Source organism: Rhodococcus sp. 077-4, assembly GCF_047782425.1.
Classification (GTDB): domain Bacteria; phylum Actinomycetota; class Actinomycetes; order Mycobacteriales; family Mycobacteriaceae; genus Rhodococcoides.
Genome location: NZ_JAJPWC010000001.1, coordinates 237,918 through 261,940, shown reverse-complemented (window position 1 = coordinate 261,940; position 24,023 = coordinate 237,918). Strand labels below are relative to the sequence as shown.

The following is a 24,023-nucleotide window of genomic DNA, read 5'->3' as shown; positions in this document are numbered from 1 at the left end:
TCTAGAACGGCGGCTCCGTTTCGTCTGGCGACTCGGGCTCGTGGTTGTCGGGTGGGTTGGGGTAGGCGACGATGCCGGATCGTCTCGGTTTGGTGGGGATGTGTGGTCTGAGGTCGTTGCCGAGGATGGGTACGGCTGTTCCGTTGGCGGGCAGGGTGATTCGGGTGGTTTTCGAGGTGGAGGTCCACAGTAGTGCGCCGCCGGGGAGCATGGTGGCTGTCCAGTAGCCGGCGGTTTTCACGGAGTGGTGGAACTCGCAGAGGCATTGGAGGTTGTTGATGGTGGTCCAGCCGCCGCCGAGTGGGTTGGTGTGGTCGAAGGCGATGATGTGGTCGAGTTGGCAGCGTGCGGCGGGGCGCCGGCAGCCGGGGAAGCGGCAGTGCCTGTCGCGTTGCCGGACGGCGGTGGTGGTGAGGGTGTCGGGTCGGTAGATGAGGGCGCGGTCGGTCAGTGGGTCGCGGGGTACGGATTTTCCGAGGGTGGGGTCGGCGGCGATGGCGGCTTCGAGTGCGGCGGTGAGGGATGCGTTTCCGAGGTAGATGCCGCTGGCAGTACAGCCTCTGCTGCTCGACAGTTTCTGTGCAGCGTGATTCGGTGCTGCAAGATCGAGGGCTGAGAGGTCGAGGGCAGAGCTGTGCCGTGTGCCCCGGCCGAGTGGGGTGTGGGTGCAGAACAGGGCTGCGGCGGAGGTCAACGACTGGGTGCGTCGTTGGTGTTCCTCCCCGCTGGGTTCTGCCGTTCCGTCGGTAGCTGGGGCGGGTTGCGGTGCTGCTCCGACCGGGTTCGGGTTCGGCTCCGGTGGTGTCGTTCTGCGCGGTTCGGGCGGAGGAACAGACGCAGTGTGTGTTCCCCGCGCGGGGTCTGTTGCAGGTGGTGGTCCACTCGACGGTGTCGACGATCCTGTTCTTGATCGTTCGGGTTGTTCTGCAGCAGAGTGTGTTCGGCGTGGATCGGGCGCTCGGCTCGGATCTGCTGGCATACCGGATGCTCCCACCGGGCCTCGGACCGATGCTGCGTGCGGCGACGCTGAATTGGAGCCATAGCCGGGATCAGCTCCCCGGCCGGGGGTAGGTTTCGGTACCGTCGCCGGCGATGGTGCAGTGGTCGATTCGGTGTCGGTGCGGTTGGCGGGCTCACACGCAGGGTCCGTGCCCGGCACAGTAGGCGTGTCGGTGTCGGGGTCGGTATCGATGGAAGTCCCAGTGGCTATGCCAGATTCGGTCCTGGTCTCCGACGCCGGTTCGGTGTCAGTGCTTGCGCCTGGCTCTGTCTCGTTTGCAGCGGTGCCGGTGTCCGTCGCTGAATTCGCTGCGGCTGCGGCTGCGGCTGCCGGTGCTGCTTCTGCGGCAGGCTCAGTTTCCGCGTTCGGTGACGCTATGTCCTTGTCGTTCGTCGGGGTTCGTTCCCAGTCCCCTGTTTCTGGGTTCTGCTGGGCGAGGCCGAGGGATTCGGCGAGAGTCACTGCTTCGGTGAGCAGGATCTGCCACTGACTGGTGCGGGCCAAATCCCGCGCCAACTCCGGGTCGATGGTTCCGTGACCGGCCAGGTAGGCGGGATTGGCGAGTAGTCCGATGAGGGTGGCGATGTCGACGGTGATCATCGCCAGCGGCACCCGCCGATCCGGCAACACCGCATCTTTTTTCGGGCAGTCCGAGCGGGGGCACTGGCACACCAGTCGGGTGTCGCCGTGCATGCGGGCCATGAACGCATCGCACAGCCGTTCCTTCTTACCGCGCGGGTCTTTCGGGCAGAGGGTGTCGGCCATTTCTTCGAGAAGCTGCCATGCGGCAGCAGCTTCGGGGGCGGTCAGTTCGGCTCGGATGCGGGCGAGTTCGCCGGCGGAACTGTAGGTGACGGTCCGAAATCTTTTCGCGAATTCCCGCAATGCTGCTGCTTCTTCGGGTGCGACGCGAACCAGAATGTCCCAGATCGCGTTCTCCAAAGGCCCGGGCGAGTTCTGGCGGGCGGCGTCGAGGACCTCGGCTTCGACGCGGGTGACGAGGTCGTCGGAGAGATTGTCGAGGATCCGGCAGGCGGTGCGTATCCGGGCGAGGTCGATCTCACCGGCGGAGAACGCTGCCCGGAGCAGTGGCATGCGGGTGTGCAGGGCGACGGCGATCGAGACATACGATTCGGCGACCGTCGCCGAGCACCCCAACGCGAGTGCCATTTCGGTGCGCCCGTAGCGGCTGTAGTGCTTGTGCTTGATATCGCGGGTGATCCAGGTGCGGTGGACGTCGTAGCAGGCAGCAATCTTGCGTGCTGCATGCCGGTTCTCGTCGCGCGCGGCAGCGGTCAACGCCGCCAACGACACTGCTGGTGCTGGATTCATTCTCCACCCCCCGGTGAACCCCAATTACGAACGCGTGTTCGAACTGAAAGAAGACTATCCCGAGCCACCGACAGAAACGTGCGCCGAAGCAGTAGACCCCTCGAGTACGCGTTTTACCTCTGGCGGAGCGCATCGATCGCTCCGAGGTCTACACGGATTCAGCTGCCGTTTACTCCAAGAGATCGAGACTGCGATGTTCCTGACAAGAAGACTTGTCCCTGCTGCGCAACGACGTCGACGCGAACACGAGCGCGATCGAACAGATGCAGCTGATGAGAACGAAAGAGGTCACAAGGCTGAGGTGTTCGGCGAGAAAACCCACGAAAGGGGGTCCGACGAGGTACGCGCCGTACCCTATGGCGCTGACCCGCGCGGCGGTTACTGCTGCGTCGGCATTGCTGCAGCGGTCTGCTTCACTGATGAGCAACGGAAACAGGGGCCCGAGGACTATCCCGGAGCAACCCACAGCGATAACCGCAACCCATGCCTGGTGCTGCAGCAGGAGTCCCACGAGCATGGTGGTCGAGACCACCGCTGCCGCGCACCACACCGTCAGTGCTGCGCCGAGCCGGTCGACGATCAGATCACCGAAGCTACGCGAGACGAACATCGAGCTGCTGAAGGCGACTACTGCAACGGCTCCGAATGTCGCACCACCGCCGAAGTCCCGTGACACCAGCAGGGCAGACCAGTCGGTGATCATGCCCTCGATCAGGAGGGCTGCAACGGCCATTACTCCGATCGATGCCGGGATGGCCAGCGTCCGACCACTGCAAATCCCCGCGGTCGGCCTGTAATGTCCGACGGCGTCGGGGTCGATGGCCACGCCCTGCGTACTCGAGGACGGCAAGGACCACGACGCGGCAAGGGCCGAGACCACCAGAAGAGTGCTGACCGTGGCGAAGTGCGCGAGCACAGTGATGTCGAACATCGAGGCGAGAGCGCCCGACGATGCCCCGGCGAGTACTCCCAGGCTGTAACCGCCGTGAAGACGGGAGAGGATCCGTTGTCCACCGCGATTCTGGTAATCGATAGCAGCAGTGTTCATTGCGACGTCCAAGCACCCGCTTGCGGCACCGAGGGCAACCAACGCTCCACCGAGTGCCCAGCCGTTGGGTGCAAGCCCGATCAGCGGCAGCGCAGCACTGAATGCGACGGATGTATTGGCGCACAACGACTTCGCCGTCACGATGCGCAACAGGTGCGCAGCGCCGGTCAAGGCCGGCACAGAACCAGCGGCGACCGCCAACAGTACCCAGCCCACTTGGCCGTCGGTTAGGTGAAGATCGGCGGTGACCTGCGGAATGCGAGGTGCCCAACTTGCCAGAACCGCACCGTTCACAAAGAAGATGACCCACAATGCCACTGACGATCGACGGGTACGAACAGGAAACGACATGACGGCCTCGCGGTCGCCCTATCGGAAGCAGATGCCTACACCCCCGGACGGGCAGGGGCGCTACGGCGTGATTCGTGAACGATGTCAGCAAACCACTCTGCGTGATCGACGTCAAACATCGCGAGTTGGTCGAGTGCTGTTCGCCTTCCGAGACGAAACTGCCCGGCAGCGGGCTACCAGGACCGCATCTACGTCGAACTTGCGTTCACGCGTACTTCGCATCCTCCGCCGCGGTGTCGTGGTGAATCGGGCCCGCCGTTCGTGTCAACGGCAGAGCACTACCTCCGCGTCGCACCGCCACGAATTCAGCCGCGATGGCGAGTGCAGTCTCCTCGGGTGTTCGGGCACCCAGGTCCAGTCCGATCGGCGATTTCAAGCGCGCCAGTTCCTCCTCCGTCAGCCCCACTTCACGCAACCGGGCTGCGCGATCGTCGTGAGTCCTGCGTGAACCCATCGCCCCGACGAATGCGACGGGGAGTCGCAGTGCCACTTCGAGTAGCGGCACGTCGAACTTGGCGTCGTGGGTGAGTACGCAGATCACCGTTCGGGCATCGACCTCTGTCCGCGCCAGGTAGCTGTGCGGCCATTCGGCCACTACTGCATCGGCATCGGGAAACCGTGCAGCCGTGGCAAATACGGGCCGTGCGTCGCACACCGTCACGTGGTAGCCGAGGAATCGACCGACTCGCGCGAGTGCTCCGGCGTAGTCGATGGCCCCGAAGATCAGCAGTCGCGGTGCGGTGGCGTACGACTGGACGAATACGTCGAGGTCCGGCCTGCACCGCACCGACCGAACGCCGGTGCCACCGGAGTCCAACATGGCCAGTGCCTCACCGACCACCACGGCGTCGACGTCGGAGAGCCCGGTGCTGCCGATCGTTGCCGTGGCGGACACAGCGAGAGACTGCCCGGACCCCGACAGCATGGTCACCGTGGCCACTGCCGCGTCCGAGGCGATGGCCGCCAGCACTGCCCTCGGTGGCCCCGGTCGTACGAACACCTCGATCACTCCCCCGCAGGTCAAGCCGACAGCGAAAGCGTCGATATCGCTGTAGCCGAACGATTCCCGGACAGGTTCGCCGGTGTCGAGAACCTGACGGCACAGCTCGTACACTGCTCCTTCGACGCAGCCGCCGGAGACGCTGCCCACTGCTTCACCATCGGCGCAGACCGCCATCGCGGCACCCGGAAGCCGTGGAGCGCTTCCGGATACCGCGATGACCGTCGCTACGGCATAGGGAACACCTTCGTGGTCCCAGGCCGACAACCTATCGACGATCTCTTTCACGTTACGAGATTCCCAACGCTTCTTCGATGGGGTGCAGGGCGAAGTAGACCAGGAAGATGCCCGACATCAGGTACAGCAGCCAATGCGTCTGGCGTGCTTTGCCTTTGGCGAGCCGCACGACCGTATAGGAGATGACACCGGCCGCGACGCCGACGGTGATCGAGTACGTGAAGGGCATGAGCACGATGGTCAGGAAGGCCGGGACCGCGATTTCGGTGTTCTCCCAGTCGATCTTGCGTACATGTGTCATCATCAGCGCGCCGACCAGAACCAGTGCCGGAGCAGCGGCGCCGACCGGAACCACTCCGGCCAACGGGGTGAAGAAGATCAAGCTGGTCAGTAGTCCGCCGGTGACGACGCTGGCGAGACCCGTTCGCGCACCCTCGGTCACGCCCGCCGCAGATTCCACGACGGCCGTGTTGGCGGAACCGTTGATCGCGCCACCGACGATGGCACCGATGCCGTCGACGGTGAGAATGCGACTCAATCCCGGCATCCTGCCTTGCTTGTCGACGAGTCCGGCTTCCTCACCGACACCGAGGATGGTGCCCATGGCGTCGAAGAAGCCCGAGAGAACGAGAGTGAACAGTACGACCGAGGCCGTCACGACACCTGCCCGGGCGAATCCACCGAACAGGTCCACATTGAACAGGAGATCGAATTGCGGTGTGGCGATGATGGAATCGGGAACCTTGGGCACCACCGGCCCCCACGCCTTCGGATCGATGTTGAAGACCGCGTTCAGGATGATGGCAAGATTGGTGGCCACGAAGATGCCGATCAGCATGGCGCCGGGAACTCGACGAACGAACAGCATGATCATCAGGATCAGGCCGACGCAGAACACGAACACCGGCCAGCCGGCGAGCTTGCCGAACGTGCCGAGGGTGACCGCAGTTGCGGCTGCCTCGTGGTGCCCGACGAACCCGGCGTCGACCAGGCCGATCAGTGCGATGAAGGCCCCGATCCCGACGCCGATCGCTTGCTTGAGTACCAGAGGTATGGCATCCATGATCAGCTGACGAACGCCGGTGAGCGCGAAGACGACGATGACCACGCCTTCGAGCACCACCAGGCCCATAGCCTGCGGCCAGGTCATGAACGGTGCCGCCTGGAACACCACGATCGGCGTCACTCCTAGGCCGGCCGCCATGGCGAGGGGCGCGTTGCCGACCACGCCCATCAGGATGGTCGTCAGACCGGCGGACAGTGCCACCATGGTCGACAACTGCGCCGCGTCGAGCGTTGCGCCGGTGACATCGCGAGCATCACCGATGATCAGCGGGATGAGCACGATGAGGTAAGCCATGGCAACGAATGTGGTGACACCACCGCGAATTTCGCGCGACAGTGTCGAACCGCGGCCGGTGATGTCGAAGAACTTGTCGATCTGGGATCGACCTCGTGCAGTTCGGCGAGTGCTGGATGTGCGTACGTCGGTCATGATCGGCCCTCCCAGGGCGTGATCAACCTTTCCGAGCGTCCGACGGTAGCCGTGCCGGGGAAATGGCGTCGGGTGTCGATGTAGCGGAGAAGGTTTCGTCGAATGGGGGTGGAGATCGGTCAGCTGTTGATGATGTGTTCGGGTCTGACGGGTACTCGGGTGAGGGCGAGCCCGGTGGCGTTGCGGATGGCGGCCACCACAGCAGGCGTCGACGACAGGGTCGGCGGCTCGCCGGCACCGCGAAGACCGTACGGGGCCAATGGGTCCGGGTTCTCGAGAATGTCCAGCTTCATGGGCGGCATGTCGAGAATCGTCGGGATGAGATAGTCGGTGAACGACGGGTTCTTCACCAGACCGTCGACGACGACGATCTCCTCCATCACCGCAAGACCGAGCCCTTGCGCTGTGCCGCCGTGGATCTGGCCTTCGAGCGAGAGGCGGTTGAGGATCTTGCCGACGTCCTGCACGGCCGCCATCTCGACGACCTTGACCAGACCGAGTTCGACGTCGACGTCCACCACGGCGCGATGGACACACAGGGCGAGCTGGGTGTGGCTCGCTCCCTGTCCGGTGACCGGATCCATTCCGCTGGTGGGGCGATGGTGGAATTCACGCGTCTGCTCGATGACCCGTTCGCCGAGAACGTCCTCGATCGTCGCCAGCACACCATCGGTGGCCGAGACGATCTTTCCGCCGTCGAGGCTCAGGTCGGCCACCGCGCGGCCGAGGTAGAGACCGGCCAGGACGAACACCGCCTCGCGTACGGCCTCGCACGCAGTCTTGACTGCGCCGCCGGTCATGTACGACTGACGCGACGCGGACGAGGAGCCGGCATTGCCGACCGTGGTGTCGGCCGGGTGGATGACGACCTTGGTGACGCCGAGCTCGGTGCGCGCGATCTGGGCCTCCAACGTCACCAGACCCTGGCCGACCTCGGCAGCGGCCGTGTGCACCAACGCTGTTGCCTCACCGCCGATCACCTCCAGTCGAACGCGGGCAGTGGAGTAGTCGTCGTAGTTCTCGGAGAAGCAGATGTTCTTGATGCCGACGCCGTAGCCGATCCCGCGTACGACGCCTTCGCCGTGGGTGGTCTGCGAAGCCCCGCCCGGCAGATTACGGATGTCCGACGCGTCCACGGGGGCAGGCAGTTCCATCGCCTCGGCTCGGGCGAGCATCTCGGCGAGTGGAGCAGGTGCCTCGATGACCTGGCCGGTCGCGAGGATCGAACCTTGGCTGACTGCGTTCATCTGCCGGATCGCCACGGGACCGATGCCGCAGGCCTCGCCGAGCTTGTCCATCATCGACTCGTACGCGAAACATGCTTGCACTGCGCCGAATCCGCGCATCGCGCCGCACGGCGGATTGTTGGTGTACACCCCGTAGGCGTCGATCTCGATGTTGGGAATGACGTACGGACCGACGCCGAGCGATGCGGCATTACCCACGACGTTCAGGGTTGCCGAGGTGTACGCGCCACCGTCGAGGATGATCTCCACGTCGGCGAACACCAGCTTGCCGTCGCGGGTTGCGCCGTACTCGTAGTGCATCTGCGCGGGGTGGCGGTGCACGTGCCCGAAGAACGATTCGTAGCGGTTGTAGACGATCTTGACCGGCTTGCCGGTGTGCATCGCGAGCATCGCCGCGTGGATCTGCATCGAGAGGTCCTCGCGGCCTCCGAATGCCCCGCCGACGCCGGCGAGCGTCATCCGGATCTTCTCCTCGGGCAGTCCGAGGCACGGGCCGATCTGCGCGAGGTCGTTGTGCATCCACTGCGTCGCGACGTAGAGGTCGACTCCGCCGTCCTCGGCCGGAACGGCAAGTCCCGATTCGGGTCCCAGGAATGCCTGATCCTGGATTCCGACGGTGAAGTCGCTGCTGACGATCACGTCCGCAGACTCACGGGCCGCGGGAACGTTACCGACGCGCACCGGTTGATGCCGCGCCACCCCGCCACGTTCCTGCACCTTCGGGTAGTCCGGATCGAGTGCGGCGCGTCGGGCATCGGTCAGGGGTTCGAGGACGTCGTAGACCACGACGATCTTTTCCATTGCGCGCCGGGCAGTTTCGGGATGATCGGCTGCGATCAGGGCGATGGGTTCGCCTTCGTGCCGTACCTCGTCGAAAGCCAGCACCGGCTGATCCCACGTGTGGTCGAGACCGAAGCACTTCCGTCCCGGAACGTCGTCGTGCGTGAGGACAGCTTCGACGCCGGGTGTCGAGAGGGCCTGTGAGATATCGACCGAGACGATCTTCGCGCGTGGGTGCGGGCTGCGCAGCGTTGCGCCCCAGAGCATCCCGTCGATGAACAGATCCGACGAATATGCGAACTCGCCCTTGACCTTCAGCGTGCCGTCCGGCCGAAGTGGGCTGTCACCGACACGACCGCGTCCCGGTGCCGAGAGGTCGGCGGGGACCTGTCGGGGTGTGGTACTCGGCGCGCTCACAGGACGTCCTCGGCAAGCTTCATCAGACGACGGTGGGCATCTGCCCCGGCGCGCCCGATCTCGTCCTGCGGGGCGCTGACGAGAACGTCGTTCTCGACGATCGTCCGCCCACCGACCATCAACCGCGCCAGTGGAGGTGTCTGCCCGTACGCGAACGCCACGATGGGGTCGTCGACGGCCGAGTAGAACCCGTCGGTGCGCCAGATCGCGATATCGGCGAGCTTGCCGACCTCGAGCGAGCCGATCTCGCTCTGCCGACCCAGTACCGTTGCACCGCCCAGTGTTCCGATCTCGAGTGCCTGACGCGCAGTCAATGCGGTCGGACCGTACTTGGCGCGCTGCATGTACATCGCCTGACGCACTTCTCCGGCGAGGGGCACCATCTCGGCCGAGGCCGAACCGTCGACGCCCAGGCCGACGGGTGCGCCGGCCGCGAGCAGATCGGAGATCCTGGCGATGCCTGCGCCGAGTCGGGCGTTGGAACTCGGGCAGTGCGCGGTACCGGTTCCGCTCGCGGCCATCTTCGCGATATCGGAGTCGTGCAGGTGTACCGCGTGGGCGAACCACACGTCGTCACCCAGCCAGCCGACCTGCTCCATGTACTCGACCGGGGTGCAGTTCATCTGAGCGAGGCAATGCTCTTCTTCGTCGAGGGTCTCGGCCAGATGTGTGTGCAGCCGAACGCCTTTCGCACGAGCCAGGGCGGCGGATTCGACGAGCAGTTCCTTGCTGATGGAGAACGGGGAGCACGGAGCGACAGCTATCCGGAGCATCGAACCGAACGAGGCGTCGTGATAGGTGTCGATGGCCTCGGAAGTGGCGGTGAGGATGTCGTCGAGCGTTTCCACAACCTCGTCCGGCGGCAATCCGCCGTCGGACACACCTCGATCCATCGAGCCACGGCACGGTTGGAACCGAACGCCGATGCGCTGCGCCGCGTCGATCTCGGCGGCGAACAGATCGCCCCTGCCTTTGGGAAAGATGTAGTGGTGGTCGGTGCTGGTGGTACAGCCCGATTTGGCGAGCCAGCCGAGACCGGCGGCAGCGGCTCCCCCGACCACCTCGGCGTCCATCTTGGACCACGGCTTGTACAGGGCGACAAGCCATTCGAAGAGGGTGTTGTCCTTGGCCAGGCCCTGGGACGCCCACTGGTAGAGGTGGTGATGGGTGTTCACCAGGCCCGGTGTGACGAGGCAGCCGGCCGCGTCGATCGTCTCGGCACCGGCGATCACCGGTGCCGGGCCCGATCCGATGGCGCTGATCGTGGTGCCCTCGACGACAAGGTATCCGGAGGCGATTTCGTCCCCGACGATGGGGGCGATGTAGGCGTTCGAGATCACCGTGGTCATTTGGCTTCCGCCTTTCGAGTTGCTGCGAGCCGTACGGCGTCCAGGATCTTCTCGTATCCCGTGCAACGGCAGAGGTTTCCAGCGAGGGATTCACGGATCTCGGCATCGGACGGATCGGGAACGCGTTCGATCAGATCGTGGGCTTGAACCACGAGCCCCGGTGTGCAGAAGCCGCATTGGACGGCTCCGCACTCGACGAACGCTTCTTGCATCGGGTCCAGCTTGTCCCCGTCGGCGAGGCCCTCGACGGTTCGGATCTCACGGCCCTCGACCTGTCCGGCTGCCACCAGGCACGCGCAGGCGGGGATACCGTCGAGATAGACCGTGCACGAGCCGCATTCGCCCTGTTCACACGCGTTCTTGGATCCGGGGAGTCCCATGCGTTCACGCAACAGGTACAGCAGACTCTCGCCCTCCCAGACGTCGTCGGCTTCCATGTCTTTTCCGTTGATGGTGCAGTTGACTCGCATGTTCAGGCCACCTTCCGTGCGGCTGTGAGATCGCGCCACGCCCAACCCAGTGTTCGCCGGGCCATCACGGACAGGGCGTGCTTGCGGTAATCGGCAGTGCCACGTACGTCGTCGATGGGACTTGCTGCCGCACTGACCAATCGGCCGAATTCCTCCGACACCCGCGGATCGAGGGCTCCGTCCCAGTCGAGTTCGGCCGCGAGGTAGTTCTCGGCATCGTAAGCCCGGCGCGGCGTCGGCGCAGCGGAGCCGAGACCGGTACCGACACGGCCGTCCTGCGGAAACAGCGCGATCGAGAACGAGCAGACGGCGATGACCATCGCGTTGCGGGTGCCGATCTTCGAGAAGTACTGCGGGCCCGCTGCCGGCGCTACGTGGAATGCGCGGATGAGTTCGTCGGGCTTGCACGAGTTGCGCTTGACGCCGAGGTAGAACTCGGTCGCGGGGATCATGCGCACGCCGCGCTCGGCCGATTCGACTTCGACGGTCGCACCCGCAGCGAGCAGGGGTGCGTGCAGATCACCGGCGGGTGATGCGCCGCCGAGGTTGCCGCCGACTGTTCCGCGATTGCGGATCTGCGGCGAACCGACGGTGCGGGATGCCTGCGCGATACCGGGAAGCTTGCCTCCGAGCTCGGCGATGATGCGCACGTACGGCACGCCGGCTCCCACCCTCAGCGTGCCGTCGGGGAGTTCTTTCCACTCGGTGAGTTCGGTGATCGGGTTCAGGTCCAGCAATCCGCCCGGCCGGTGCAGGTCGAAGTTCATCTCGACCATGACGTCGGTGCCACCCTGAATGGGCACCACGTCGACATCGTCGGCCTTCGCGGCCAACGCGTCGCTCCAGGTCTGTGGTCGCAGGAAATCCATGTCGGTGCACTCCGCTCGCTGTCCATATTTCGTGTTCACCCAGTACAGCGGCCGGGCGCGACAGGAACGAGAGACAGGAACGACGAAGTATGACGGCGATCACAGTGTAGGTTTTGGAGGATCCTACGAAGGAGAGGTCGATACCACCGTGAGGCTGCGTGATCTGGCCGATCTCCCCGATCTGAAGCTGCAAGCGATCGTCACTCCCGAGCACTTCGATCCGACCATCCGATGGGTCGTCACCACCGACATGCTCGACCCGAGCCGCTACCTCAGCGGCGGCGAACTGGTGCTGACCGGCCTGATGTGGCGGACGGGCCCCGAGGACTCGAGGACGTTCGTGCGGGCGGTGTCCAAGGCGGGCATCGCCGCGCTGGCGGCATCCGACGACGGCGTTGTGCCGGACGATCTGGTCGACGCGTGCCGCGAGCACGGGCTGCCGCTCTTCCGCGTACCGGCCGACATCGCCTTCGCCACGGTGACCGAGAGCGTCGTCCGGCAGCTGTCGACGGCCAGAGCGTCGGACCTGAGTCTCGTGCTGGATCGGCATCGACGCCTCGTGGCGAGCACCGGTCCGGGCGGCGGGCTCGGTCCGCTCCTGGAGATGGTCGGTTCCGATCTGGGCATGAACTGCTGGGTCGTCACCTCGTCGGGACGCGTCCTTGCCGGACCGGAAAATCCGCCCGACACCGAGGCCGTGGCACAGGAATTCATGACGTCGGTGCGACTTCCTCGGTACTGCCAGGCCCAGCGCGTCTCGATCTTCCCGGTCGACGGCGAGGCAACGCCGCGGGTGGTGGACTGGTTCGTTGCGTTCGAAAGCGATTGGCAGACATGGGACGCGCCGAGGCATTCCCTGGCCGCGCAGCTGGCGTCGATCGTGGCGGTGGAGCGCAGTCGTCTCGACGATCGCCTGACGGGGTCAGGAATTCTGGCTCAGGAATTCGTGCGGGCGATCGTCGGTGGCGCGACGGCCGGAGACATCCTCGCGCAGATGCACGTGATTGGTCTCGACAGCGAAATGCGTTATGCTGCAATCGCTGTGGCCACATCAGGAGAGACTTTGCGACTCGGCGAGTTACGAGCGTTGTTGCGAGAAGTGCTGGCACCGAACGAGGTCACGGTAGGAATCGTCGACGACGAGGCTTTCGCTTTGGTGGAGGCCGAGACCGATCGAACCGATTCCATCCGGCGAGCCGTCCGGACGTTGGCCCCGGGTTTGGCCGGCAGCGGCACCTCGATCGGCGTCAGCGCTCCGACCGCACCCGCCGACATCGGAAGCGCACTCGAGGAAGCGCGCTATGCCCGCCGCCTCGCGGAGCGCCGTGGCCCGGACTGCAGCGTCGTCGGACACGATGAATTGGCCATGCTGACAATACTTCTCGCGAATGTTCCCGGCGACGTGCGACGGATGTTCACCTCGAGGCTGCTGACTCCACTGGTGGAGTACGACGACCTGCACAACAGTGACCTGATCGCGACACTGTCGGTGTACCTCGACACCAACGGTGCCTGGACGCGATGCGCCGAACAACTGCACATGCACGTCAATTCCGTCCGATATCGCATCCAGCGCATCGAGGAACTCACCGGACGCGATCTGTCGAGGCTGGAGGACAGAATCGAGTTCTACTTGGCACTTCGACTGAGATGACCAGGCAGGAGTGGAGCCTGCGGAACGACCCATACACTGAATCCCATGGCACTCATCGCTCTGTTGGATTTGACGTTCAAGCCCGAATCTCTTGCCGAAGCCCGCGCATTGCTGCGGACGGTGCTCGCCGATACGCGGGCGTTCGAGGGTTGCCTCGGCGTCGAGGTGTGGGTCGACGAGGAGAACGAGGCCCATGTCGTTGCCTACGAAACCTGGGAGTCGGTCGAGGCGGATGCGAAGTACCGCGAGTTCCGCGCCGGTCCCGGCAAGATCGTCGAACTTCCGCCGCTGCTCGCCGCGCCGCCGTCGCTGACGAAATTCACCGCCGATTCCTCGATCTGAGCGAAGGTAATTCCGCTAGCTCGTCACTCCCAGCGTGGAGTGCTTCGCGGCGGGTTCCGGCCGGCCGGTGAGGAAACCCTGAACCATGTGGGCGCCGAGTTCGGCCGCCACCTGTAGTTCCGCTTCGGTCTCGACGCCTTCCATGATGACGGTCGCGCCGATCTGCCGGGCGAAGTCGATGATTGCGTTCGCTGCTGCTCGACGAAGCGGATCGCGGTCGATCCCGTGCACCAGTGCGTAGTCCACTTTGAGGATGTCGGGCCGCAGTTCGACGACATGGCGTAGACCGGCGAATCCGGCTCCGACGTCGTCGATGGAAATCTGTACTCCTGCGGCACGGAGATTCTCGATGGATCGGGTGACTGCCAGGTAATCGTCGACCCGCTCGTGCTCGGTGATCTCCAGGTAGAACGTCCGCGAAGACAGATGCGGACGCAACCGGTCGAGCAGATTCGTCGTGCGGATGGTGTCCGCGGATGCGTTCAGCGAGATGAACGATCCCGACGGTAACGCGTGCATCGCGTCGAGCGCTCGGTCGAGTGCGGCGCGTTCCAGTCGGGGACCGATGCCGACCTCGGTGGCGTCTCGATACCACGACAGTGGTGATCCGGCACCGAAGGGAAAGCGTGAGAGTGCCTCGAAGCCGAGGACGGATCCATCGATCGTGTTGCAGATCGGCTGGAAGACGATCTCGGGGCCGCCGGACGCGATGAGTTCGTCGATTCGCAGTCGCGTCTGCTCGTGTGTGTTCGCTTCGGGACGTCGGTAGGGAACTTCGGTGCCCGAGGCTCGTGTCTTGAACCGATACATCTCGATGTCGGCCAACGCGATCAACCGTCGAACCAGGACGTGGACGCTGGTGTCGGTCTCGAATGCTTCGACAGCCGATCCGATGCTGGTGGAGAACCGAGGCCCGTCGAACGTCTCTTCCAGCGCAGCGCGGATCCTGTTGTCCGACTGCGCGATCTCTCCTCGAGTCCCGGTTCTGACCACCACGAATTCGTCGCCGCCCAGCCGTGCGACCGCGGCCCGTTCGCCGGCTGCCTCGGACAGGCGACGGGCAACTTCGACGAGAACTGCGTCGCCGGACGGGTGCCCGAATCTGTCGTTGATCTGCTTGAACCGGTCGACGTCGAGGACGGTCACCCCCAGTGCCTCGCCGACCTGGGTGTCGACCAGTGTGTCCACGGTGTCCAGCAATCCGCGACGATTCCACAGGCCGGTCAATGGATCGCGCAGGGCTCGCGCCGCTTTGAGCCGAAGTTGCCCGATGTAGGCCTTGATCATGAAGGGAGCTGCATACAGAGAGCCGATGGTGACGATGCGCGACGCGGTCGACCACGGGTCGGCACCATCGGCCACGGCCAGTACACCGAGCGTCAGCAGCGTGACGGTCGCGGCGCCGAGGTGGATCAGCATCACCCGATACGAACCTCCGACGACGATGAACGCGGCGACGATCGAGAACATCGCGCAACCCGGCATCGCGTCGAAGTGGGTCTGGAAGGAGAACAGGACCGAGATGATCCCGATATCGGCGTACAGAACGTAGGCCGTCGCCAGGTGCGGTGACGTCAACGGCCGGATGTACCAGGCGATGGACACGGGCACGGTGGTGGCCGACGCGATGAGGACCGCGATGGACATCGGCTCGGAGAATTGCCCCGCCGGGATCATCAGAACCCCGGCCAGTCCGAACGTCAGCGTCATTCCGCTGATGAACAGCCGGACCCATCGCTCCTGGGCGGTGGGGACGAAATCTCCCTGATCGGAAATAGCACGCCCTCCGTCGAATAGGGACCCCAGCCTGCATGAACGCTAGCATCTGCGGAAATATCCGCACCCATGATCTACCGAATCAGACCATGTCGCGCGCGGTGAGCCAACGCAGCGTCGGCCACCCGAGAAACACCGGCAGCCAGCAGGTCAGAACGCGGTAGAGCAACACCGACGGCACTGCGATGGATGCGGGCAGTCCGAAGGCGGCGAGCCCGCCGATGAGTGCGGCCTCCACGGCACCGACGCCGCCCGGAGTCGGCGCGGCCGAGGCCAGAGTTCCACCGATCATCGTCACCACCGTGACCGTGACGAACGTCGTACCTCCACCGAAGGCCTCGATGCTCGCCCACAGTGCCAACGCCGCACCCAGCGTCGTTGCTGCACAGCCGAGGATGATGATGGAGAAGCGTTTGGGATCGCGGGCAAGTTCGGCAAGTTCGCTGAGCACCTCGGTGACCTGCGGTCGAACGGCCACTTTCAGCCACAGTCTGAGTTTGGGTACGAACATGAACGTCCCGACGATGCCGAATGCGGCACCGGCGATCAGATACAACACGGTGTTGCCCGGCACCATGTTCGACAGACCGGTCGAGGTGCCTGCCACGACGCTGAAGAAGATCAACAGGCTCACGTGCGTGATCACCTGGACGGATTGTTGCAGCGCCACAGCGGCCGTCGCTCGGACCGTTCCCAGCCCGCCCTTCTGCAGGAACCGGACGCTCAGCGCCAGACCGCCGACACCGGCAGGCGTCGTGGTGGCCGCGAACGTGTTGGCGACCTGCATGATCGTGAGGTTCTTGAAGCTCACCTTGCCGAACGCGCACGCCCACAACGCCGCTCCGGCCCCGATGTAGGTCAGTGCCGACACCACGAGGCCGAGTAGCGCCCACCACCAATCGACCGAACCGAGTTCTACGACGAACGCAGGCACCGCACTGATGAACGGGTATGCGACGTAGACCAATCCGATCAGCAGCACGAGCGAGATGATCTGATTGCGAGTGAAGCGGGTGACCTGTTCGGCCTCGATCTTGGCTGCGCCGGTCTGGTCGAGGACTTCCAGTCTGATGGCCTTCATCGTCTGTCCGGGCTCGCGCACCGACTGGCGAATGCGAGCCGGGATGGCGGACTTGGTCAATCGACCCGAGGCCAGGACCACCGGGTCGAAACCGAGCACGTCGATGGCGGTCGCCACGGCACGCCGAGAGCCGAAAAGGTCTGCCGTGGTGAGCAACAGCTGCGCCACGTCGGACTGCATCTGAGCATCCGACGCCCCCAGCTCCGCGTGACCGAAACCGCAGAACAGTGCCCGGCCGTCGTGAATCCGGAGCTCGCCTCGATGCAGGTCACCGTGCGAGATCTGGTTCTCGTGCAGGGTTTTCAGGGCCTTCCACAACGCGCTGAGGGTGGCGTCGTCGTGCTCGGCCTCGATCGGATCGCCGATGGGTGGAGTGTGTGCGTACAACGTCCAGCCTCGATCCAGCGCCGCCACCGCCAACGGGTCGCTGCCTGCAGCCCCGAGCCCCTTGATGGCCAGACCCATCAGTGCGCGATGCTCGACGGCTCGGCGCATCGACGCGTGCAATGGTGCAGTTTCGCTGCCCCGCCGCGTGATCCATCGCCAGAACTGCCGTAGGGCACCACCGCTGCGTTGATTCTGCCCGTACAACTCGACCACCACGTCGGTGTCGGGAGTGTGCGCGTTCAACACCAGCGGGCCGGGGCCCGCCGGACGGACGACAGTGAAGCTGCGGACGGTGGCTCCGCGGCTGTGGAACAGGCGAACAGCCGCGTCGAGCGGAACCTCCAGTGCCGGTGTGCCGACGAGCAGAACGATCACCGCCCCGACGAGCCAGCCGACGGCAAGTCCGAGCAACGAGCGAGCGGGGACCACGGTGGAGACGACCAGGTGTATGGGCACGAATGCGAGCAACAGCGTCCACCATGCCCGACGCCACCGCGCGGGCAGGCCCGGTCCGGAAACCGTCAGCGCCGCAGCCAGCATGGCGATCCAGCGAGAGTCGTCGAGGAATTGCGCGAGGAACGTGTCCAAGCGCTCGGGAACGTCGAGGTCCCAGGTGGGAGTGGAGATCCCGGTGCCGGTGATCGACAGCGACAGGGCGGCCAGCAGTGCTGCGGCCGCGTATCCGGCTAGTAACTTCCATTTGCGTCCGGCGATCAGACCGATCAGCACGCCGAACGGGAGCGCGAGAATGGCGACGCCGTAGACGATGTACACGGCATTGGATTGATCGGGGCTGAGCACACCGACGATGTTCGATACCGATTGCTCCAGCGCGTCCCACTGATTTCTGGTGATCAGCGAACCGGCGATCACCACGCCGAGCAGTGCAGCGGCCGATACGACGCGAAGGATGTCACTGGTTCTTCGCACCAACGGCTGAAGCAGGTTTCCCGCTACGGGAACGTCCCGCCCATCCACGCGCATGAGGTCAACCTACCGTGCGGTACGCCTACGGAGTTCGTTGCGGACGGTAGGCCATTCGGATTCGATGATCGAGAACACCACGGTATCGCGCAGCGAACCGTCGGACATGCGTTGATGATTGCGCAGAACACCGTCTTGCTTCGCGCCCAGTTTCGCGATCGCCGTCCGCGATTGCAGGTTCATCCAGTGGGTACGAAACTCGACGGCGATGCATTCCAGTTCCTCGAAAGCATGTGTCAGCAGCAGCAGTTTGCTCGCCGCATTGGTGCCGGTTCCGTGCGCGGAGCGGGCATTCCAGGTGTATCCGATTTCGACGCGGCGGTTGTTCGCGTCGGCGTTGCAGAACGTCGTCGCTCCGATGATCTGCCCGGTGTCGTTGCGGCGCAGCGTGAACGGAAGCATGGTGCCTGCGTCGAGCAATCCGAGTCGACGGTCGATCTCGGCCGCCATCTCCTCGGGCTTCGGAACGCTGGTGTACCAGAGGTTCCACAACTCGCCGTCGCGGGCCGCGTCGCACAGTCCTTCGAGGTGGTCGTGACTCAGCGGCTCGAGGGTCACGAGATCGTCAGCGAGGGTCACCGGTTGCAGAAAGGGCATTCGCCGACGATACGTCGGATCCACTCCTCCGGGAAAGCGCAATGATCGCCGCTGCGGTGACGGCGACGGCCGCCGCCACGAGGGCGATCACCTCGGTGAACGCATGGGCGTATGCGTCGGCGAATCCTGGTTGCCCGGCAGCGGCGGCATCGGCATCGGCTCGGTCGGGAAGTTCGCCTCGGACGAAGAGGGTCAGCAGCCAGGCGTAACCGGCGACCATCACGGCCTCGCTGCCGATACGGAACATGTTGAGGACGCCTGCCGCGGTGCCGCTGCTGTGCGGCGGAACTGCGGCGAGTGCCTCGCCGTCGACGAGTCCGATCGGAAGCCCGAACCCCAGTCCCACCAGGACCATCGGGACCAGGACGACGGGAAGTGGGACGCCGGGTTGCAGCGTCAGCATGCCGAGATTTCCGAGTACGAGGCACCCGAGGCTCGCCAGGACGACGCGGTCGGGTGTGACGGCGTCGAAGGCAGCGATCGCCCTGGAGACCGTCAACGGAGCGATCAGAACCGGGACCGTCATCGCCAGCATGAACAGCCCCGCGCGTCCCGGAGTCAGGGACGCGACGGCGCTCAGGGCTGCGGGCAGATACGTGAGCAGGGTGACGAATCCGATGGCACCGGCGACCGGCACCAGGCACAGGGCGAGGAACCGACGGTTGCGCAGCAGGCCGAAATCGAGCAGCTTCGATGCTGTGGTGTGGGTGCGCAGAGCCGGAAGGGCCAGCATGCCGACGGCCGCGAGGGCAAGAACGAGCGCCTGAGCGGCGAACACTCCGCGCCACTCGACGACGGCGATCAGCAGTCCCGAGATGGTGGGCCCGAGTGCCAATCCGAGTCCGTTCACGGTGCCGAACAGGGCGAATGCCGTGGTTCGTTCGGCTCCCTCAAAGTGAAGCGAGAGAATCGACGTCGAGCCCACGAGGACCGCCGCGGCCCCGACGCCGGCGAACACCCGCGCCGCATCGAGTACGAGCAGCGAGGACGCCGAGGCGCTGACCAGGCTGGCTGCGGCAGTGAGCACAACGCCGATGCGGAACGACGTGCGGTGTCCGATGCGGTCCGATACTGCGCCCCAGGCCACGGTGAACAATGCGAACGCCACGTTGAAGCCGTTGACCACCCACTGCAGAGGGTTCGGATCCGAGCCGAGATCGGCAGCGATCACCGGGAGCGCGATGGCGGTACCGGAAATGGACATGGGCACGACGAACTGCGCCGCGAGTACGACCGGCAGAACTGCTCTCATGAATCCCCCCAGGTTTAGGTACGATATTTTTCGTACTAGATCAGGATTGTAGGTACGGCGCAAGTCGTACCTTTCGGATGGAGGCCGATGGCAGACGAGAACGGGCATCCGGAGCCCGAGGAAATGCAACTCGGTTCGGTGATGGCTGCGCTGGCGGATCCGCTGCGCCGCAAGGTTGTCACCGAACTCGTCGGTGACGAGAACGGAGCCGAGCGGACGTGTATGTCCTTCGAGCTCGGTGTCACCAAATCGACACTGACGCATCACTTTCGAGTGCTACGGGAAGCGGGTCTGGTGTTTCAGGTCGACCGTGGCAACAGTCGTAAAGTGACGCTGCGACGGCAGGAACTGAACGCGCGGTTTCCCGGCTTGCTGGATCTGATCGCCAACGAAATTCGCTAGCCGGTTTCGGGGGTACGTTCTACGGTGGGCACCATGCACATCGCCATGATCGGCACCACGGCTCCCAGCCACATCTACCCATCACTGGCCGTGATTGCCGAGCTGGTGCGGCGTGGGCATCGCGTCACCTACGCCGTCGGTGATTCTCTGCGGCACCTGGTCGAACCTGCGGGAGTCGAGGTGGTGCCGTTCTCCTCGATACTCCCCGACGGAGAGGGCTCGTGGCCCGATGATCCGGCAGCCGCGATGCAGGTGTTCCTCGACGAGGCAATTGCGTCGTATCCCGTGCTCACCGCGTTCTACGACGACGATCAGCCGGACCTGTTCCTGTACGACATCGGCGGCATGACGGCACCGGTCCTCGGCGTCCGATACGGGGTTACCGCCGTACAGCTCTCGCCGACCTACGTGGCATGGGACGGATATGCCGAGGATCTTTCCGATGCGTTGACGCCCATGCGTGAGTCCGTCACCGGCCTCGCGTACCACGCTTGCTACACGACATGGTTGCAGGACAACGACATCGACGCCGATCCGTGGGAGTGGATCACGTATCCGAAGCACTGCCTGTCACTGATTCCGCGGGTGATGCAGCCCCATGCGGATCGGGTGGCCGATACGGTGCGGTTCGTCGGGCCGTGCCTCGATCCGGTACGTCTGAGCGATCGCAGCTGGACGGCACCCGACGCGCCGATCCTGTACATCTCCTTCGGCACCGGCTACAACGAACGACCCGAGTTCTACCGACTGTGCATCGAGACGTTCGGAAATACGGACTGGCACGTGGTGATCTCCATCGGCCGGCGCGTCGACCCCGCGGTGCTCGGTGCGCTGCCCGCGAATGTAGAAGTGCACGAACATGTTCCGCAGCTCGTAGTACTGGACGCGGCCACTGTGTTCATCACCCACGCTGGAATGGGCGGATGCACCGAGGCGCTGTGGTTCGGCGTCCCGACGGTGGCCATCCCGCAGGCGGTCGATCAATTCGGCAACGCCGCGATGCTCGCCGAACTCGGCGTGGGAGTGCATCTGGACTTCGAGAAGGTAACGGCTACGAGCCTCGCCGACGCTGTCTCCGAAGCCCGTCGATTGAGCACGCGCGCAACAGCGGTCAGCACTGAAGTGCGCGCACACGGTGGCCTGGAACAGGCAGCGGATGCGATCGAGGTATTCCGGCGCTGACCGACGTCACGGCTATCGAGCCGTGGCCAGAACCTCCAGCTGCCCGAAGATATCGGCATAGGTGTCGCGGACCTGGCCCCAGGATGCCGTCATGTCGACATTCTGCGGATCGGGAGTCGGCAGCGCGTAGCCGTATTGGGAGCGAGGCACAGGATTGCCGGGCAGGACGAGCACCTGGGTGAACGCCGCGGAATCGGGATTGAACGTCAAGGTGTGGGATGCGACGTTTCGGCCCCAATCCTCCGACGGCCACGACAGGAAGATCACATGTTGCGGATTCGCCGCGACGTCGGTGTACGAGACGTAGCTTCCGTAGTGGTCCTCTCCCGGAGACATGATCTTGTACGCCCCGTTGTCGGTGTAGATCAGCAGTGCCTCGGCGAAGGGCTTCTGATCGAACAACGCCGTGTAGCGAAGTGCCTGAACGAATACGGGTTGTCCCAACGGGATCGAGATGGGTTCTGGTGTCGAAGTCATCGGTGTCGAATCCTTGCCTTCTCGGGTGTCGGGATCGAGGGTACCGACACGAAGCGAAGCAAGACTGATTCGCCGAACGACAATCGCGTCGACAGCGATAAGGTCCCACCGTGGGGAAAATATTCGAGCGCATCGACGACTCGCTGAAGGCATGGATCCAGGCGCAGCCGATGTGGTTCGTCGGAACTGCGCCGCTACAGGGTGACGGACACGTCAATGTCTCACCCAGAGGACATGATTCGTTCTCCATTCTGGGAGATCGCGAAGTTGCGTGGGTCGACTACACGGGCAGCGGGGTGGAGACGATCGCGCACATACGAGAGAACGGTCGGGTGTGCCTGATGTTCTCCGCGTTCGACTCTCGACCGCGCATTGTGCGGCTGCACGGAACCGGATCGGTGTGGCTGCCGGGTGACGCGATGTTCGACGACGTGGTTGCCCGCCACCCATCGAATCCGAGTACGCGCGCAGTGATTTCGGTCGACGTGACAAGAATCAGCGATTCCTGCGGTTGGGGTGTGCCGACCATGGATCTGGTCGGCGAACGCGATCTGATTCGACGGCACGCCGAGAAGAAGGGCGTCGACGGCATGGTGAAATACCGCGCCGAACGAAACGCCACCAGTATCGATGGTCTGCCCGGGTTTCCCGGCTGACTAGCGGAGTGTGGCCGGCCCGTTCATCAGGCTGACGATTTCGGCGGCGTCGAACTCGTTGGGAACGCCCCATTTCGATTCGTAGCCGTACACCTCCCGCAACGAGGTCGCGGACTCGTGGCCGTAGAGAATGTCGAGATCGTCGGCCGTGATCAACCCCGGGTGCGCGACGCCGCATGCCTCCGAGACCTTCAACAGGTCGCGCCGAAGCGTCCTGAGGTAGTTGGTGGCACGATCGGCCTTGTTCATCGGGTCGAGACCGTGGGCGAGCCACTTGTCCTGTGTCGCAACGCCGGTCGGGCATTTGTCGGTGTGGCACTTCTGCGCCTGCACGCACCCGATGGACATCATGACCTCGCGGGCCACGTTGACCATGTCGCAGCCCAGCGCGAATGCCACGACCGCGTTGTCGGGCAGTCCGAGCTTGCCCGATCCGATGAACGTCACGTGATCGGCGACTCCGCTGCGCGCGAACTGCTCGTACACCCGGGCGAAGCCGACTCGGAACGGAAGCGCTACCGATTCGCTGAACAACAATGGCGCTGCGCCGGTTCCGCCTTCTCCACCGTCGATTGTCACGAAGTCGACGCCGCGTTCGGTGGTGCTCATCAAGTCGACCAATTCCGACCAGAAGTCCATGTTGCCGACAGCGGACTTGATGCCCACCGGCACACCGGTCTCGTCGGCGATCATCTCGACCCAATCCAACATCGAATCGACACTGTCGAATTCGGAATGCCGGGAGGGGCTGGCGCAGTCCTTGCCCTCGGGAATACCGCGGATCTTCGCTATCTCGGGAGTGACCTTGGCACCGGGAAGTAGGCCGCCGAGGCCGGGTTTGGCACCCTGGCTGAGCTTGATCTCGATTGACTTCACCGGGTGCGCTGCAACCAGATCCTTCAGGCGAGCGATGTCGAACCGGCCGTCGTCGTCTCGGCACCCGAAATACGAGGTGCCGATCTGCAGCGTCAGGTCTGCGCCGTGCTGGTGGTGCGGCGACAGTCCGCCCTCGCCGGTGTTGTGCAGGCAACCGGCTGCTGCTGCGCCCCGATTGATGGCCTCGATCGCCGCCGCCGAGAGCGAACCGAAACTCATCGCGGACACATTGACCACCGAGGACGGACGGAACGCACCGCGTCGTTCACGGTGTCCGCCCAACACTTTGGCAGCCGGAACGATGTCGCCTGCCCCGGCCGGTTGCGCCGTCGCCGGCGAGATGTCGGAGAACGTGCGGTGCTTGATGATCGGGTAGCCCTGGGAGAACTCGGTGTCGTTGTCCGCGCCGAACCCGAAATAGTTGTTCTGCAACTTCGCCGACGAGTAGATCCAACGGCGCTGGTTGCGACTGAACGGCCGCTCCTCGTCGTTGCCGCTCACGATGTACTGGCGCAACTCCGGCCCAACCGCCTCCAGGAGGTAGCGGGCATGACCGACGACCGGAAAATTGCGGAGAATCGCGTGGCGCTTCTGGGTCAGGTCGTACGCCGCGAGGCCGAGCACACCCGCAACAGGTAGTGCCGACAGCGCCCGAGCCCATTTCGATGACATGGTCCAACACACTGCACCGCCCAGGGTGAAGTGTGCAGGCGCTCAGACGAACAACGAACGACATTTCGGCGTCGAATCGGAGGTTCGTGT

General features: G+C 64.4%; 19 protein-coding genes. 5 read left to right on the top strand and 14 right to left on the bottom strand.

The annotated features are described in order from the left end of the window. Position 1: 1 nt before the first annotated feature. The 8 genes from ACNEOT_RS01255 to ACNEOT_RS01220 form a co-directional block, all read right to left on the bottom strand. Complete coding sequence (locus ACNEOT_RS01255) at positions 2-2,332, bottom strand: DUF222 domain-containing protein (protein WP_415971479.1); 2,331 nt, start codon at positions 2,330-2,332, stop codon at positions 2-4. Between the two features lie 169 nt (positions 2,333-2,501). Further along, positions 2,502-3,698 (bottom strand): MFS transporter, encoded by a 1,197-nt coding sequence (locus ACNEOT_RS01250; protein WP_415971477.1) that lies wholly within the window; start codon positions 3,696-3,698, stop codon positions 2,502-2,504. Between the two features lie 238 nt (positions 3,699-3,936). Continuing rightward, the gene (locus ACNEOT_RS01245) at positions 3,937-5,019 is read right to left on the bottom strand and encodes an XdhC family protein (RefSeq protein ID WP_415971475.1); all 1,083 of its coding nucleotides are present in this window, start codon (positions 5,017-5,019) and stop codon (positions 3,937-3,939) included. 1 nt (position 5,020) lies between these two features. Beyond that, the gene (locus ACNEOT_RS01240; RefSeq protein ID WP_415971473.1) at positions 5,021-6,463 is read right to left on the bottom strand and encodes an NCS2 family permease; all 1,443 of its coding nucleotides are present in this window, start codon (positions 6,461-6,463) and stop codon (positions 5,021-5,023) included. A 119-nt stretch (positions 6,464-6,582) separates the two neighbouring features. Further along, the gene (locus ACNEOT_RS01235; RefSeq protein WP_415971471.1) at positions 6,583-8,907 is read right to left on the bottom strand and encodes a xanthine dehydrogenase family protein molybdopterin-binding subunit; all 2,325 of its coding nucleotides are present in this window, start codon (positions 8,905-8,907) and stop codon (positions 6,583-6,585) included. Next, a complete protein-coding gene (locus ACNEOT_RS01230) occupies positions 8,904-10,256 on the bottom strand; it encodes an 8-oxoguanine deaminase (protein WP_415971470.1) in 1,353 nt (450 codons plus the stop codon). The genes ACNEOT_RS01235 and ACNEOT_RS01230 overlap by 4 nt, the downstream gene beginning before the upstream one ends. Next, the gene (locus tag ACNEOT_RS01225; RefSeq protein ID WP_415971468.1) at positions 10,253-10,726 is read right to left on the bottom strand and encodes a (2Fe-2S)-binding protein; all 474 of its coding nucleotides are present in this window, start codon (positions 10,724-10,726) and stop codon (positions 10,253-10,255) included. The genes ACNEOT_RS01230 and ACNEOT_RS01225 overlap by 4 nt, the downstream gene beginning before the upstream one ends. 2 nt (positions 10,727-10,728) lie before the next feature. Next, entirely contained in the window at positions 10,729-11,595 is an 867-nt protein-coding gene (locus ACNEOT_RS01220; RefSeq protein WP_415971466.1) for an FAD binding domain-containing protein, read from the bottom strand. Positions 11,596-11,743: 148 nt separating this feature from the next. On the opposite strand from ACNEOT_RS01220, the gene ACNEOT_RS01215 reads away from it, so the two are divergent. Further along, on the top strand, positions 11,744-13,249 hold the full coding sequence (locus tag ACNEOT_RS01215; protein WP_415971464.1) for a PucR family transcriptional regulator: 1,506 nt from the start codon (positions 11,744-11,746) through the stop codon (positions 13,247-13,249). 45 nt (positions 13,250-13,294) lie between these two features. Continuing rightward, a complete protein-coding gene (locus ACNEOT_RS01210; protein ID WP_415971462.1) occupies positions 13,295-13,591 on the top strand; it encodes a putative quinol monooxygenase in 297 nt (98 codons plus the stop codon). Between the two features lie 15 nt (positions 13,592-13,606). On the opposite strand, the gene ACNEOT_RS01205 is transcribed toward ACNEOT_RS01210, so the two are convergent. The 4 genes from ACNEOT_RS01205 to ACNEOT_RS01190 form a co-directional block, all read right to left on the bottom strand. Next, on the bottom strand, positions 13,607-15,301 hold the full coding sequence (locus tag ACNEOT_RS01205; RefSeq protein ID WP_415971461.1) for an EAL domain-containing protein: 1,695 nt from the start codon (positions 15,299-15,301) through the stop codon (positions 13,607-13,609). A gap of 148 nt (positions 15,302-15,449) precedes the next feature. After that, positions 15,450-17,819 carry a lysylphosphatidylglycerol synthase domain-containing protein gene (locus ACNEOT_RS01200; protein ID WP_415971460.1) on the bottom strand — a complete coding sequence of 790 codons (2,370 nt, stop codon included), beginning with the start codon at positions 17,817-17,819 and terminating at the stop codon, positions 15,450-15,452. Positions 17,820-17,828: 9 nt separating this feature from the next. Then, positions 17,829-18,416, bottom strand: coding sequence for a GNAT family N-acetyltransferase (locus ACNEOT_RS01195; RefSeq protein ID WP_415971458.1), 588 nt, complete (start codon positions 18,414-18,416; stop codon positions 17,829-17,831). Beyond that, on the bottom strand, positions 18,385-19,668 hold the full coding sequence (locus ACNEOT_RS01190) for an MFS transporter (RefSeq protein ID WP_415971457.1): 1,284 nt from the start codon (positions 19,666-19,668) through the stop codon (positions 18,385-18,387). The genes ACNEOT_RS01195 and ACNEOT_RS01190 overlap by 32 nt, the downstream gene beginning before the upstream one ends. 87 nt (positions 19,669-19,755) lie before the next feature. Here ACNEOT_RS01190 and ACNEOT_RS01185 point away from each other — a divergent pair, with 87 nt between their 5' ends. Both ACNEOT_RS01185 and ACNEOT_RS01180 read left to right on the top strand, forming a co-directional pair. After that, entirely contained in the window at positions 19,756-20,070 is a 315-nt protein-coding gene (locus ACNEOT_RS01185) for an ArsR/SmtB family transcription factor (RefSeq protein WP_415971455.1), read from the top strand. 33 nt (positions 20,071-20,103) lie between these two features. Next, entirely contained in the window at positions 20,104-21,252 is a 1,149-nt protein-coding gene (locus ACNEOT_RS01180) for a macrolide family glycosyltransferase (protein WP_415971453.1), read from the top strand. 12 nt (positions 21,253-21,264) lie between these two features. Here ACNEOT_RS01180 and ACNEOT_RS01175 read toward each other — a convergent pair whose 3' ends face one another. Beyond that, positions 21,265-21,729: a hypothetical protein gene (locus ACNEOT_RS01175; RefSeq protein WP_415971452.1), complete on the bottom strand. Its 465-nt coding sequence runs from the start codon at positions 21,727-21,729 to the stop codon at positions 21,265-21,267. Between the two features lie 110 nt (positions 21,730-21,839). Between ACNEOT_RS01175 and ACNEOT_RS01170 the strand changes: the two genes are divergently transcribed. Further along, positions 21,840-22,385: a pyridoxamine 5'-phosphate oxidase family protein gene (locus ACNEOT_RS01170; protein WP_415971450.1), complete on the top strand. Its 546-nt coding sequence runs from the start codon at positions 21,840-21,842 to the stop codon at positions 22,383-22,385. On the opposite strand, the gene ACNEOT_RS01165 is transcribed toward ACNEOT_RS01170, so the two are convergent. Further along, positions 22,386-23,933, bottom strand: coding sequence for an FMN-binding glutamate synthase family protein (locus tag ACNEOT_RS01165; protein WP_415971449.1), 1,548 nt, complete (start codon positions 23,931-23,933; stop codon positions 22,386-22,388). It abuts the gene before it with no gap. Positions 23,934-24,023 lie beyond the last annotated feature (90 nt).

What these genes read in the sequence shown, in the direction of transcription:
- ACNEOT_RS01255 (WP_415971479.1), bottom strand. Translation starts at nt 2,332, where the DNA reads ATGAATCCAGCACCAGCAGTGTCGTTGGCGGCGTTGACCGCTGCCGCG.
- ACNEOT_RS01240 (WP_415971473.1), bottom strand. Translation starts at nt 6,463, where the DNA reads ATGACCGACGTACGCACATCCAGCACTCGCCGAACTGCACGAGGTCGA.
- ACNEOT_RS01230 (WP_415971470.1), bottom strand. Translation starts at nt 10,256, where the DNA reads ATGACCACGGTGATCTCGAACGCCTACATCGCCCCCATCGTCGGGGAC.
- ACNEOT_RS01225 (WP_415971468.1), bottom strand. Translation starts at nt 10,726, where the DNA reads ATGCGAGTCAACTGCACCATCAACGGAAAAGACATGGAAGCCGACGAC.
- ACNEOT_RS01220 (WP_415971466.1), bottom strand. Translation starts at nt 11,595, where the DNA reads ATGGATTTCCTGCGACCACAGACCTGGAGCGACGCGTTGGCCGCGAAG.
- ACNEOT_RS01210 (WP_415971462.1), top strand. Translation starts at nt 13,295, where the DNA reads ATGGCACTCATCGCTCTGTTGGATTTGACGTTCAAGCCCGAATCTCTT.
- ACNEOT_RS01205 (WP_415971461.1), bottom strand. Translation starts at nt 15,301, where the DNA reads ATGACGCTGACGTTCGGACTGGCCGGGGTTCTGATGATCCCGGCGGGG.
- ACNEOT_RS01200 (WP_415971460.1), bottom strand. Translation starts at nt 17,819, where the DNA reads ATGCGCGTGGATGGGCGGGACGTTCCCGTAGCGGGAAACCTGCTTCAG.
- ACNEOT_RS01195 (WP_415971458.1), bottom strand. Translation starts at nt 18,416, where the DNA reads ATGCCCTTTCTGCAACCGGTGACCCTCGCTGACGATCTCGTGACCCTC.
- ACNEOT_RS01190 (WP_415971457.1), bottom strand. Translation starts at nt 19,668, where the DNA reads ATGAGAGCAGTTCTGCCGGTCGTACTCGCGGCGCAGTTCGTCGTGCCC.
- ACNEOT_RS01185 (WP_415971455.1), top strand. Translation starts at nt 19,756, where the DNA reads ATGGCAGACGAGAACGGGCATCCGGAGCCCGAGGAAATGCAACTCGGT.
- ACNEOT_RS01180 (WP_415971453.1), top strand. Translation starts at nt 20,104, where the DNA reads ATGCACATCGCCATGATCGGCACCACGGCTCCCAGCCACATCTACCCA.
- ACNEOT_RS01175 (WP_415971452.1), bottom strand. Translation starts at nt 21,729, where the DNA reads ATGACTTCGACACCAGAACCCATCTCGATCCCGTTGGGACAACCCGTA.
- ACNEOT_RS01165 (WP_415971449.1), bottom strand. Translation starts at nt 23,933, where the DNA reads ATGTCATCGAAATGGGCTCGGGCGCTGTCGGCACTACCTGTTGCGGGT.